This window comes from Mycobacterium pseudokansasii (assembly GCF_900566075.1).
GTDB lineage: Bacteria > Actinomycetota > Actinomycetes > Mycobacteriales > Mycobacteriaceae > Mycobacterium > Mycobacterium pseudokansasii.
The window spans coordinates 4,113,046-4,126,247 of record NZ_UPHU01000001.1 but is presented as its reverse complement, the minus strand read 5'-3'; the positions used below and the strand labels follow the sequence as shown (position 1 = coordinate 4,126,247).

The 13,202-nt window shown below is 64.2% G+C and carries 8 protein-coding genes; 7 read left to right on the top strand and 1 reads right to left on the bottom strand.

Annotated elements, in window-relative coordinates; genetic code table 11:
- Positions 1-138 precede the first annotated feature (138 nt).
- Positions 139-480 carry a DUF3024 domain-containing protein gene (locus EET10_RS18620; RefSeq protein WP_246013655.1) on the bottom strand — a complete coding sequence of 114 codons (342 nt, stop codon included), beginning with the start codon at positions 478-480 and terminating at the stop codon, positions 139-141.
- A 218-nt stretch (positions 481-698) separates the two neighbouring features.
- On the opposite strand from EET10_RS18620, the gene EET10_RS18615 reads away from it, so the two are divergent.
- From EET10_RS18615 to nirB, 7 genes are all read left to right on the top strand, one after another.
- Positions 699-1,997, top strand: coding sequence for an IS256 family transposase (locus tag EET10_RS18615; RefSeq protein ID WP_080692200.1), 1,299 nt, complete (start codon positions 699-701; stop codon positions 1,995-1,997).
- Between the two features lie 382 nt (positions 1,998-2,379).
- A complete protein-coding gene (locus EET10_RS18610) occupies positions 2,380-6,048 on the top strand; it encodes a nitrate reductase subunit alpha (RefSeq protein ID WP_122502392.1) in 3,669 nt (1,222 codons plus the stop codon).
- A 1-nt stretch (position 6,049) separates the two neighbouring features.
- Positions 6,050-7,645 carry a nitrate reductase subunit beta gene (gene narH / locus EET10_RS18605; protein ID WP_051490288.1) on the top strand — a complete coding sequence of 532 codons (1,596 nt, stop codon included), beginning with the start codon at positions 6,050-6,052 and terminating at the stop codon, positions 7,643-7,645.
- On the top strand, positions 7,642-8,313 hold the full coding sequence (gene narJ, locus EET10_RS18600) for a nitrate reductase molybdenum cofactor assembly chaperone (protein WP_063467101.1): 672 nt from the start codon (positions 7,642-7,644) through the stop codon (positions 8,311-8,313). The genes narH and narJ overlap by 4 nt, the downstream gene beginning before the upstream one ends.
- Positions 8,310-9,053: a respiratory nitrate reductase subunit gamma gene (gene narI / locus EET10_RS18595; protein WP_063467102.1), complete on the top strand. Its 744-nt coding sequence runs from the start codon at positions 8,310-8,312 to the stop codon at positions 9,051-9,053. The genes narJ and narI overlap by 4 nt, the downstream gene beginning before the upstream one ends.
- A gap of 129 nt (positions 9,054-9,182) precedes the next feature.
- Positions 9,183-10,643, top strand: coding sequence for a nitrate/nitrite transporter (locus tag EET10_RS18590; protein WP_063467103.1), 1,461 nt, complete (start codon positions 9,183-9,185; stop codon positions 10,641-10,643).
- The gene (gene nirB, locus EET10_RS18585; RefSeq protein ID WP_063467104.1) at positions 10,643-13,153 is read left to right on the top strand and encodes a nitrite reductase large subunit NirB; all 2,511 of its coding nucleotides are present in this window, start codon (positions 10,643-10,645) and stop codon (positions 13,151-13,153) included. The genes EET10_RS18590 and nirB overlap by 1 nt, the downstream gene beginning before the upstream one ends.
- The last annotated feature ends 49 nt before the right edge of the window (positions 13,154-13,202 follow it).

Genomic DNA, 13,202 nt, shown 5'->3' with positions numbered 1-13,202 from the left:
GCGTTCACCACGTCAACCCCGGTGGCCCGTTCGACGAACGCCGCGCGGGCCGAAGGCCCGCACGGATGTTTACCCCCCATACCCGGCCGGCAACGTTTGGTCATGTCATGTGGGCATTGCTCTGCCCCGCAACGACACTCAGCCCCAAAAGATAGCTGTGGGATCGCGATCGACCTCGGCCAACAAATCCTCGATAACAGAAGTGGGTGACACCCCGTCATAGGCGTGGAAGCGCACATTACGGTCACGCCAGTACAGCGACCACACCCCGGTGGTCTTCGTGTAACGCAGCCGCGCGATGGGGACGCGGGTCCACTCCGTCCCCACATCCGTCCGCCACAGCGAGCGGCACTCCACGATCGTCAGATGACGCTCAGCAACGTCAGCCTCGACGCGCACCTCGTCACGAACATGCTCAGGCACCCTGGCCCGGCACCACCGCTGCACCCGCGCGACATCCGTCTCCGGCAGACCCGACACTCCACTAGCGTCACAGCTGTCCGTTGCGACGTTGACTGGAATCTGCCCTGTCACGGCCAGCCAGAGAGGGCATTCCTGCTCGTCTCCGCCGATACACCCCAGGCGGAGGTTGTCCCGGGCGTCGTAGAACTTGAGGTGGCGGTCCCCCGCTTGAGACCTGCCGTGTGGTAGGTGTCGGGCGTTCCGCCAAGAACACCAACTGCAAGGGGACCACCACCGTGAAGAAGACTAACCAGAATTTGGCCGTGGACGCGACGGCGCCCGCGATCCCAGAACACGTCAGTGTGGCGATGGCCGAGATCGCCGAGAACATGCAGGAGGGCCTGCTGGCTTTGGCCGTGGGCGCCGGTCTGCAGGTGATGCAGATGCTGATGGAGGCCGACGTGACAGCGTTGGCTGGGCCGAAGGGCCGCCATGATGCGGCGCGGACAGCGGTGCGCCACGGCCGTGAACGCGGCTCGGTGACCCTGGGTGGTCGCCGGGTGCCGGTGACCCGCCCACGGGTGCGGGCCGCCGACGGGGCGGGCGAACTGCCGGTCGCCTCGTATGAGTTGTTCAGTTCGACGGAGATTCTGGGCAAGATGGCGATGGAGAAGATGCTCGCCGGGCTCTCGACCCGCCGTTACCCGGTCGGGCTGGAGCCGGTCGGGCAGCAGGTCACCGAAACATCCTCGGCGACAAGCAAGTCAGCGGTCTCCCGCAGGTTCGTCGCGATGACCGAGACCGCGCTGGCCGAGCTGCTCGCCGCGGATCTGTCGGGGCTGGATCTGGTGGCGTTGATGATCGATGGGGTGCACTTCGCCGAATCGTGCTGTGTGGTGGCCCTGGGTATCGGCATCGACGGGGTCAAGCATCCGTTGGCGTTGGTGGAGGGCTCCACGGAGAACGCGACCCTGGTTACCGGCCTGCTGGTGGACTTGCGGGAACGGGGCCTGGACGTGACCCGGCCGATGCTGGTCGGCCTGGACGGGTCCAAGGCGCTGCGCAAGGCGGTAGTCGACGTGCTCGACCATCCGGTCATCCAACGTTGTCAGCTCCATAAGATCAGGAATGTGAAAGACCATCTGCCGCAACGGCTTCGCAGCACCGCCGGCCGCAGGATGACCGACGCCTACCACGCCGACTCGGCGCTGGAGGCCGAGGCGGCCCTGCTGGCCCTGGCCGCCGAACTCGACCGTACCCACCCGGGCGCGGCGGCCAGCCTGCGCGAGGGCCTCGATGAGACGCTCACGGTGCTACGCCTCGGCGTGCCGCCCACGCTGGCGCGGACACTACGCTCGACGAACTGCATCGAATCGATGATCTCGGTGTGCCGCGAGCACGCCGGGAACGTCAAACGCTGGCGCGACGGGCAGATGGCGCTGCGCTGGTGCGCGGCTGGGATGGTCGAGGCCGGCAAGCAGTTCCGTCGCGTCAACGGTCACCTGCACCTGCCGGCACTACGGACCGCGCTCGAACATGAAGCCGCCAAACATGTCGGACCCGTCGCGCACAATGATCAGGTGAGCGCAGCCTGATGCTCACCGGACCGCCACCGAAGTTCCACGGGACTCGGGACATCCTCCCCCAGGCGTCAATAGGTCACGTAGCCATCGTCGATTGATATTTTGCCAGCCGGCCGGTGTTAATTAGATGAAAAATGCACAATTCGAAGCCGTGACGGCTGAGTAGACCGGTGTTACAGCCGTCGCCCGCACATGTCGGCTGTCAACTGATCTTCGCAGGTAGACACCAAGGTTCCAGAGGTACGTCGTTCGTTGTTCGGTGACTGTTGTGTTAAAACAATCGCACCGCCGGCGCGCGGCCGTCAGTGCGAAGTTTGACACCCTCCTGACCGGTCCTACGCTTGGTGAATCACCCGATCTGGGTTGCACATTTCGAGCTTGGAAAGGGGGCGTGATGGTGGATTTGCCCACCAGCAGGGAGGCGGCTGCGGACGCCCTGCTAAGGCTGGGCAGATACTTTCATCGCGGCGAGATCTCCGCTGACCAGCGGACCCTGCACAAGGTGGGCGGCCGATCCGCGGACGATTTCTACCGTGACCGCTGGGCACATGACAAGGTGGTGCGCTCGACGCACGGCGTTAACTGCACCGGGTCGTGTTCGTGGAAGATCTATGTCAAAGACGGTGTGATCACGTGGGAGTCGCAGCAGACAGACTATCCGTCGGTTGGGGCCAGCAAGCCGGAGTACGAACCGCGTGGTTGTCCTCGCGGCGCCTCATTCTCCTGGTACACGTATTCGCCTGCGCGCGTGCGGTATCCGTACGTGCGCAGCATACTGCTGCAATATTACCGCGAGGCGAAGGAGCGGTTGAACGACCCGGTGCTCGCATGGGCAGACATCGTGGACGACCCGGTGAAGTCTGCGCGCTACAAGCAGGCACGCGGCAAGGGCGGGTTTGTACGCGCGGAGTGGTGGGAGGCCGCGGAGCTCGCAGCGGCCGCGCACGTGTACACAATCAAGAAGTACGGCCCAGACCGGGTATCCGGCTTCTCACCCATTCCGGCGATGTCCATGGTCAGTCATGCCGTTGGTGCGCGGTTCATTTCGTTGATAGGCGGCTCGATGCTGTCGTTCTACGACTGGTATGCCGACCTTCCGGTGGCGTCACCTCAGGTGTTCGGTGACCAGACTGATGTGCCGGAGTCGGCCGATTGGTTCGACGCCAGCTACCTGATCATGTGGGGCTCCAATGTCCCTGTCACACGAACGCCGGATGCACACTTCATGACTGAGGCTCGCTATCGTGGCCAGAAGGTGGTCGTGGTCTCACCTGACTATGCAGACAACACCAAGTTCGCTGACGAGTGGTTACCGGCGCGGCCGGGAACCGATGGAGCGCTGGCGATGTCGATGGGGCACGTGATCCTCAAGGAGTTCTTCGTCGACCGACCGACGCCTTATTTCACCGACTACGTGAAGAAGTTCACCGACTTGCCGTTCCTGGTGACGCTTGCCGAGTGCGATGGCGGGTTTGTGCCGGGAAAGTTTCTCACTGCAGCCGATCTTGGCGATACCGCCGAGGGCGCGGAATTCAAGACTGTAGTGCTTGACGCCGACGCCAATCCCAGGGTGCCGAATGGCTCGCTGGGGTATCGGTTCACCGCGTCGGGGGAGGGAAACTGGAACCTCGACCTGCACGGCATGGACCCGCTAATCACGCTGTGCGAAGTGGATAGCGATGCGGCCACTGTCCTGCTTCCGCGATTCGACGGCGACAGTCCGGGCGTGCTGGTGCGTGGCGTTCCAACAAGGCTCGTTGCCGGGCAACGAGTTACGACCGTGTTCGATCTGTTGCTCGCGCAGTATGGCGTGCATCGTGAGGGACTGCCCGGCACGTGGCCGACGGGTTACGGCGACGCGGCCGAGCCCTACACCCCGGCGTGGCAGGAGTCGATCACCGGGGTCCCGGCCAGGGCGGCCGAACGGGTAGCGCGCGAATTCGCCTCCAACGCAGAGCGTTCCGAGGGCCGGTCGATGATTCTGATGGGTGCTGGGACCAACCACTGGTTTCATTCCGACCAGATCTATCGCTCGTTTCTCACGCTGATCATGTTGACCGGCTGCCAGGGGGTCAACGGCGGCGGGTGGGCGCACTATGTCGGTCAGGAGAAGTGCCGTCCGGTGACGGGTTGGTCCACATTGGCTTTCGGGCTCGATTGGCAGCGACCGCCGCGGCAGATGCAGGGCACGGTGTTCTGGTATCTGGCGACCGATCAGTGGCGATACGACCGGTTCACCGCGGAGGTGATGACCTCGCCGCTGGCCGATGGCCGGTTCGCTGGCCGCACCGCAGCGGACAACATCGCGTTGGCCAGCCGGCTGGGTTGGATGCCAAGCTATCCGACGTTCAATCGGAACCCGCTGGATCTGGCCGACGAGGCGATGCAGCTAGGAAAGGACCCGTCGCAGCACATTGTGGACGGGTTGACGTCAGGGCACCTTCGGTTCGCCTGCGAGGATCCTGATGCGCCGGAGAACTTTCCGCGCTGTTTGACGGTGTGGCGGGCGAACCTTCTGGGCTCATCGGCGAAGGGCAACGAGTACTTCCTCAAGCACCTGCTCGGCACCGATTCCAACGTCGCCGCCAGCGATCAGGACGGCGTACGGCCACAAGAGGTTCGCTGGCGTGACGAGGCACCGATTGGAAAGCTGGATCTGTTGCTGTCGTTGGACTTCCGCAACACGAGCACCACGCTGTTCTCCGACATCGTGCTCCCAGCCGCGACGTGGTATGAGAAGCATGATCTGTCCAGCACCGACATGCACCCGTTCGTGCACGCGTTCTCCCCGGCGATATCACCGCCATGGGAGACCAAGACCGATTTCGAGGCATTTCACCGGATCGCGCGCGGGTTCTCCTGGCTTGCCGAGAAGCATCTCGGTAAGCGCAAGGACATCGTTGCGGTGCCGCTCCAGCACGACAGTGCCGACGCCACCGCACAGCCGGGTGGTCGCGTTATGGATTGGAAAGCCGGTGAGTGCGAACCTATTCCGGGCAAGACCATGCCGCGACTGGTGGTGGTCGAACGGGACTATCCAGCGGTCGCAGAAAAGTTGGCGGCGCTAGGCCCGATGGTGGAAACCGTCGGGCTCACAGTCAAGGGCGTAACCACTCACCCGGAGGCGGAGGTCGAATACCTGCGCGGCGTTAACGGAGCTGTGGTCAGCGGGGTCGCGGCCGGACGGCCGTCGCTGGCCAAAGACACGTATGCCGCCGAGGCGATCCTCGCCCTGTCGGGAACGACCAACGGGCGCCTGGCCGTCGAGGGCTTCAAAGCACTGCAGCGTCGTACTGGCATCGAACTCGCCGACCTGGCGAAGGAGAACGAGGGCAAGCGAATCAGCTTCGCCGACACACAGTCCCGGCCAGTAGCTGTCAACACGTCACCGGAGTGGTCCGGTTCGGAGTCAGGCGGTCGCCGCTACTCGCCCTTCACCATCAACACCGAACGCCTCAAACCCTGGCACACGCTAACCGGTCGCCAGCACTTCTACCTGGACCACGATTGGATGAGCGAACTTGGCGAGCAGCTGCCGATCTTCCGGCCTCCGCTGGACATGACCGCGCTATTCGACGAGCCCGTTGTGGGTAATGCGGCCGGCGACTCCATCACCGTGCGGTACCTGACGCCGCACTCCAAGTGGTCGATCCATTCGTCTTATCAGGACAACCTGCACATGCTCACACTGTCCCGTGGCGGGCAGGCTGTATGGATGTCGGACGTGGACGCGGAAAAGATCGGCGTCAAGGACAACGATTGGATCGAAGCCACCAACCGCAACGGCGTGGTGAACGCGAGGGCCATCGTCAGCCACCGGATACCCGAAGGCGTGGTGTTTATGTATCACGCGCAGGACAAGGCGGTAGACGTGCCACGCACCGAGAAGACGGGAAAGCGTGGTGGCATCCACAACGCTCTGACCCGGGTGATGATCAAGCCGTCGCACCTGATAGGCGGGTACGCACAGCAGTCTTTCGCGCTGAACTACCACGGCCCCACCGGAAACCAGCGCGATGAAGTCACAACCATTCGTCGGCGCTCGCAGGAAGTGACGTACTGACATGCGCGTGATGGCACAACTCGCGATGGTGATGAACCTCGACAAATGCATCGGATGCCATACCTGCAGCGTCACCTGCAAGCAGGCGTGGACCAACCGCGGCGGCATGGAGTATGCCTGGTTCAACAACGTCGAAACCCGGCCCGGACAAGGGTATCCGCGTCAGTACCAGGACCAGGACCGGTGGCGGGGCGGCTGGACGCTGAACAAGCGGGGCCGGCTAACCCTCAAGTCGGGCTCGCGGATCAAGCGGCTACTCAACATTTTCGCCAACCCGGACCTGCCCACGCTGGCCGACTACTACGAACCGTGGACGTACGACTACGAGAACCTGCTGGCGTCCCCGGCGATGGATACCACGCCTGTGGCGCGGCCCAAGTCGCTGATCACCGGACAGGACACCAAGGTGACCTGGGGTGCCAACTGGGACGACGACCTCGGCGGCGGACCCGAACAGGTCGGCCGGGATCCATTGCTGGCTAAGGTGTCCGACAAGGTCAAGCTCGAGTTCGAGCAGACCTTCATGTTCTACCTGCCACGAATCTGCGAGCACTGCCTCAATCCATCGTGCGCGGCGTCCTGCCCCTCAGGCGCGATTTACAAGCGCAGCGAGGACGGCATCGTCCTGGTCGACCAGGACCGGTGCCGGGGCTGGCGACAATGCGTCACCGGCTGCCCCTACAAGAAAATCTACTTCAACCACAAGACCGGCAAAGCCGAAAAGTGCACGTTTTGCTACCCACGCGTCGAGGTCGGCATCCCAACGGTGTGTTCGGAGACCTGCGTGGGTCGGTTGCGCTACATCGGCGTACTGCTCTACGACGCCGACGCTGTGCAGGCTGCAGCGTCGGTGGAGCACGAGAAGGACCTCTACCCCGCGCAACTTGCCGTGTTCCTGAACCCGCACGACCCGCGGGTGGTCGCCGAAGCGGAGCGGGCCGGTATTTCTGGTGAATGGATTGAGGCTGCCCAGATTTCGCCGGTGTACCGGCTTATCGTCGACTATCAAGTCGCGCTGCCACTGCACCCGGAGTACCGCACGATGCCGATGGTTTGGTATGTGCCGCCGCTATCTCCGGTCGTCGACGTGCTCACGGAAACCGGCCACGACGGGGAGAACCCGAACAACCTGTTCGGCGCGATCGACACGCTGCGCATCCCGGTCGAGTATCTGGCGGAGCTGTTTACCGCAGGTGATGTCGGGCCGGTTCGCGCTGCACTGCAACGGCTTGCGGCGATGCGCTCCTATATGCGCGCCGCCAATTTGGGAGAAGACTTCGACGAGACGATTCCGGCGTCGGTGCGGCTGCGCGGCAACGAGATTGAAGCGATGTACCGGCTGCTCGCGATCGCCAAATACTCCGAACGCTACGTGATCCCCAGCAGCGCGGGCTCGGAGGCACATCGACTCGACGCGCTCGCGACCGGCTGCAGCCTCGACGGTGACGGCGGGCCGGGTATGACGGCGTTCGATGCGATGGTCGACAAGTTCCACCTCACCGACACCAATGGCGCTGCACCGGAAGACAAGTCGTCCAGGGTCAACCTGCTGAACTGGGACGGCAAGAGCACGCATGGGTTGGTACCGGCGAAATGAAGCTGCTCGCGCTAAGCCGGCGCCCCGCGCAGGCAATTGACTTATCCGAACGGGATCGGCGGCTGGTGTGGCGTGTTGCGGCCCTATTGCTGGACTACCCGAGCGAGCAGACGGTCGAATTGACCGCGCAATTGATCGCGGCCGCAATGCAATTGCCGTCGGCGATCCACGCGGGACTACTCGAATTCTTGTACCACTTCCGTGGAGCCAATCTGCTGCAGCTACAGGCGAACTACGTCGAAACGTTCGACATGAGACGCCGCGCGAGCTTGCACCTGACGTACTACGCCTACGGTGACACCCGCAAGCGCGGCATGGCGTTGTTGCGGTTCAAGCACGCGTACCGACAAGCCGCCACGGGGATCGGCGACGGCGAGCTGCCCGATTATCTGCCGCTGGTGCTCGAGTTCGCCGCCATGATCGACCAGGTGCAGGGCGAGCGGCTGCTGGTTGAGCACGTCCCCGTGCTCGAGCTGCTGCGCCTGTCCTTGCAGGACAGCGGATCGGTCTACGCCGGCCTGCTGACCGCGATCCTGGCCACCCTGCCGCCCATCAGCACGGCCGACCGGCGCCGGATCGCCGAGCTGGCCGCGCAGGGTCCACCCGACGAAGAAGTCGGCCTGGAGCCGTTCGCGATGGATCCGCTCACCGCCGGTGGCCGCCGATGAACAGCGCGCTCTGGATGACCATGCCGTACATCGCGTTCACCTCGTTCGTCCTCGGCCACGTCTGGCGTTATCGCACCGATCAGTTCGGTTGGACCACTAGGTCATCGCAGATCTACGAGTGCCGGCTGCTGCGGATGGGCAGCCCGTTGTTCCACTTCGGGCTCCTCGGTGTGTTCGGTGGTCACGTGGTTGGTCTGCTGGTCCCCGAGTCATGGACATCGGCGGTGGGAATCTCCGAGTACGTCTACCATTTGATGTCGGTGACCTTGGGCTCGCTGGCCGGATTTGCCGTCGTCACGGGTTTGGGCATCCTGCTGTATCGGCGTATCACAGTTCCGGCGGTGCGCAGGGTGACGACCCGTAACGACAAACTGATGTACCTGCTGCTGGTGGCCGCGCTGCTCACCGGAATGGTTAATACGCTGACCAACGTCGTCGCCACCTACAACTATCGCGACACGGTGTCGCCGTGGTTCCGCAGCCTCTTCTCGCTGCACCCCGCACCGGAACTGATGGCCAGTGCTCCGCCGACGTTCCAAGTTCACGCCGTGATCGTGCTTGCGTTGCTTGGTATCTGGCCCTACACCCGGCTGGTGCATATGTTCAGCGCGCCGGTCGGGTATCTGCTGCGCCCGCACGTGATCTACCGCAGCCCAGATCTGAAGCGGCCGGGCAGCCACCGCTACTCCAAGGCATGGGTCGCGCCCGAGGCGCCGCCCGTGCGCAGCAAATGGGTGTGATCGCATGTGGCGCAATGGATGCAATCCGCTGGTACCTCACCGCTGCCGGCGGAAGCGATGTGAGCAGGTTGTGACGAGCAAGTCACGTCGCGCAGTATTGCTGCAATAACTCTTTCGTAGCGTTGGCATGTGCCGATCACAACGACTGTTCGCAAACACCACATCGACGGCTGGGATCCCGAGGACGTCGACGCTTGGCGCAACGGGGGCGCAAAGATCGCCCGGCGCAACCTGATCTGGTCGATCGTCGCCGAGCACGTCGGCTTCTCGGTCTGGTCGATCTGGTCGGTCATGGTGCTGTTTATGCCGCAGAACATCTATCATATCGACGCCGCCGACAAATTCGTCCTGGTCGCGGTGCCGACACTGGTCGGGGCGTTCCTGCGGGTGCCATACACGTTCGCCGTCGGGAAGTTCGGCGGTCGCAACTGGACCGTCTTTTCCGCCACGGTGCTGCTGGTACCGACGCTGCTGACGCTCTACTACATCGCGCACCCCGGCATGTCCTATACCACGTTCATGATCGTCGCGGCGATCGCAGGCTTCGGCGGGGGCAACTTCGCGTCGTCCATGACCAACATCAACGCGTTCTACCCGCAGCGGCTCAAGGGCTGGGCGCTGGGCCTGAATGCCGGCGGCGGCAACATCGGGGTCGCCGTAATCCAGATCGCGGGTTTGCTGGTGATCGCCGCCGCGGGCAACCGCTCGCCGCACTGGGTGTGCGCGATCTATTTGGTGTTGATCGCGATCGCCGCCGTAGGCGCTGCGCTGTTCATGGACAACCTGACCAACCAGCACACCGACGTCCGCTCGTTGGTCCAGGTGATGGCCCATCGCGATTCATGGCTGATCGCGCTGCTCTACATCGGCACGTTCGGGTCGTTTATCGGCTTCAGCTTCGCATTCGGCCAGGTTCTGCAGATCAACTTTCTCGCCGAGCTGAGCCATGGCGGGCCCGTGACGGCCGCCATGACCGCCAATGCCTCGCTGCACGCGGCGCAGGTCGCCTTCATCGGCCCCCTGCTGGGATCGCTGACACGACCCATCGGCGGTCGGCTATCTGACCGATTCGGCGGCGGCGAGATGACGCTCTATACGTTCGCGGCGATGATTGCGGCGACCGGCTGGCTCACGGTTGCCAGCGAGCTCACCGATGCGAGCCACCGCGCTCCCACGGGAGGCTCCATGGCCGCTTACATTGTTGGGTTCGTGGCGCTGTTCATCTTGTCGGGGATCGGCAACGGGTCGGTGTACAAGATGATCCCGTCGATCTTCGACGCCAAGTCGCGAAGCCTCGATCATTTGAGCCCCGCCGAAAAGGCTGTCTGGTCACGACGCATGTCGGGCGCCTTGATCGGGATAGCCGGAGCCATCGGCGCACTCGGCGGAGTCGGCATCAACGTCGTGCTGCGGGCGTCCTACCTGTCCGCGGCGAAGTCGGCGACGATGGCGTTTTGGGTGTTCCTCGGCTTTTACGTGCTGTGCGCGGCCATCACCTGGGTCTCCTACGTGCGCAGGCCCACCAGGGCATCCACCCCGAACGCGGCGGGAACTGAACTGGCCCCCGAAATGGTCTGTTCCACGGCGTGATGGCCAGCGCGAAGACCGTCGTAGTAGTGGGCCACGGCATGGTGGGCCACCGGTTCGTCGAGGCGTTACGCGACCGTGACCGCGACAACCAGTGGCGCGTTACCGTGCTGTGTGAGGAACCCACGCCGGCCTACGACCGGGTGGCGCTGTCCTCGTACGTCAGCAACTGGGACCGCGAGGCGCTTGCGCTGGCCGGAAACGACTACACCGGTGACAGTTTGGTCGAGCTGCGGGTGGGCGAACGGGCGACGGTGATCGACCGCGACAGCCGCATGGTCACCACCTCGGCGGGCGCCCGCATCGGCTACGACGCGCTGGTGCTGGCCACCGGCTCGTACCCGTTCGTCCCGCCGATTCCGGGTAACAATCTGGATCGCTGCTTCGTTTACCGCACGCTGGATGATCTCGACGCGATCCGGGCGGTCGCCGAGCCGGGGGCGGCGGGGGTGGTGGTCGGTGGCGGTCTGCTCGGTCTGGAGGCCGCCAACGCACTTCGCCTGCTCGGTATGACGCCGCACATCGTGGAATTCGCGCCCCGTCTGATGCCGCTGCAGGTCGATGAAGGAGGCGGCGCGGTGCTGGCCAGTCTGGTCACCAGGCTGGGGCTGACCGTGCACACCGGGGTGTCGACCTCCGCTATCGACGATGCCGGCAACGGTTTGCGGGTGACGCTGTCGGATGGCGAGACGATCGACGCCGCGGTGCTGGTGTTCTCCGCCGGGGTGCGACCACGCGACGAGCTGGCCCGCGCCTGCGGCCTGGGAATCGGCGAACGCGGCGGAGTGCTCACCGACATCAGCTGCGCCACCACAGATCCGCGCATCTATGCGATTGGCGAGGTGGCCGCGATCGAGGGCCGCTGCTACGGGCTGGTGGCTCCCGGCAATGCGACCGCCGAGGTGGTGGCCGACCGCCTGCTCGGCGGCGCCGCCGAATTTCCGGGTGCTGACCTGTCCACCAAGCTCAAGCTGCTCGGCGTCGACGTGGCCAGTTTCGGTGATGCACATGCCCACACCGCCGGCGCGCTGGAGGTCGTGCTCAACGACGCCACCAAGGCCACCTATGCCAAGCTCGTCGTCTCCGATGACGCGTCAACACTTTTGGGAGGAATCCTCGTCGGCGACGCCACCGCATACGGCACCCTGCGGCCGCTGGTCGGCCGCCCGCTGCCAGCCGATCCCGCGTCGCTGATCTCCCCGGCAGGTGCGGCAGTCGGCCTTGGCGCACTGCCCGACGACGCGCAGATCTGCTCGTGCAATGCTGTCAGCAAGGGTGCGATCCGCACGGCCATCGCAACCGGCGCATGCGACATTCCGGCCATTAAGGGCACCACGGCGGCTGGAACATCTTGCGGCAGTTGTGTTCCCATGCTCAAGCGGCTGTTGGAAGCCGAGGGTGTTGAGCAGTCGAAGGCCCTGTGCGAGCACTTCACCCAGTCTCGGGCCGAGCTGTTTCAGGTCGTGCAGGTCACCGGTATCCGCACCTTCTCCGGGCTGATCGGCGAATACGGCACCGGCACCGGCTGCGACATCTGCAAGCCCGCGGTGGCATCGATCCTCGCGTCGACCTCCAACGACCACATCCTGGACGGGGAAGCCGCCTCGCTGCAGGACACCAACGACCACTTCCTGGCCAACTTGCAGAAAAACGGCACGTATTCGGTGGTGCCGCGGTTGCCGGGCGGCGAAATCAGCCCGGAGAAGCTGATCGCGATCGCAGAGGTGGCCCGCGATTTCGGCCTCTACACCAAGATCACCGGCGGCCAACGCATTGACATGTTCGGCGCCCGCGTCGAGCAGCTGCCGCTGATCTGGAAGCGGCTGATCGACGCCGGCATGGAATCCGGCCACGCCTATGGCAAGGCGCTTCGGACCGTGAAGAGCTGTGTCGGCTCGACCTGGTGCCGCTATGGGGTGCAGGACTCGGTAGCGATGGCCGTCGATTTAGAGCTGCGCTACCGGGGACTGCGCTCACCGCACAAAATCAAGATGGGTGTTTCGGGCTGCCAACGCGAATGCGCCGAGGCCCGCGCCAAGGACGTCGGTGTCATCGCGACCGAGAAAGGTTGGAACCTTTACGTCGGCGGCAACGGCGGCGCCACTCCGAAACACGCGCAACTGCTGGCCAGCAACCTGGATGCTGAGACCCTCGTGCACTACATCGACCGTTATCTGATGTTCTACGTGCGTACCGCCGATCGTCTGCAGCGCACCGCGGTATGGCAGGAAACCATCGAGGGTGGCCTCGATCATATCCGCGCCGTGGTGTGCGACGACTCGCTGGGCATCGCCGCCGAGCTGGAGGCGGCGATGGAGCGCCACGTCGCGGGGTATTCCGATGAGTGGGCCGGCGTGCTTGCTGACCAGAAGAAGCTCTCGCGGTTCGTGTCGTTCGTCAACGCTTCCGACGAGCCCGACCCCACTATTGCGTTTGACGAGACCGGCCCACGCAAGGTGCCGGTGCTGCTTGGGATGCCGGGCATGGTCAACACGGCAGAAAACGGCAGTTAATAGCGGCGAAACGCAGGTGCCGTAACAAGGCGAGAGAGGAGTTGACACC

Coding starts and splice junctions, on each gene's coding strand:
- narH (WP_051490288.1), top strand. CDS start 6,050: ATGCGCGTGATGGCACAACTCGCGATGGTGATGAACCTCGACAAATGC.
- narJ (WP_063467101.1), top strand. CDS start 7,642: ATGAAGCTGCTCGCGCTAAGCCGGCGCCCCGCGCAGGCAATTGACTTA.
- nirB (WP_063467104.1), top strand. CDS start 10,643: ATGGCCAGCGCGAAGACCGTCGTAGTAGTGGGCCACGGCATGGTGGGC.
- narI (WP_063467102.1), top strand. CDS start 8,310: ATGAACAGCGCGCTCTGGATGACCATGCCGTACATCGCGTTCACCTCG.
- EET10_RS18610 (WP_122502392.1), top strand. CDS start 2,380: ATGGTGGATTTGCCCACCAGCAGGGAGGCGGCTGCGGACGCCCTGCTA.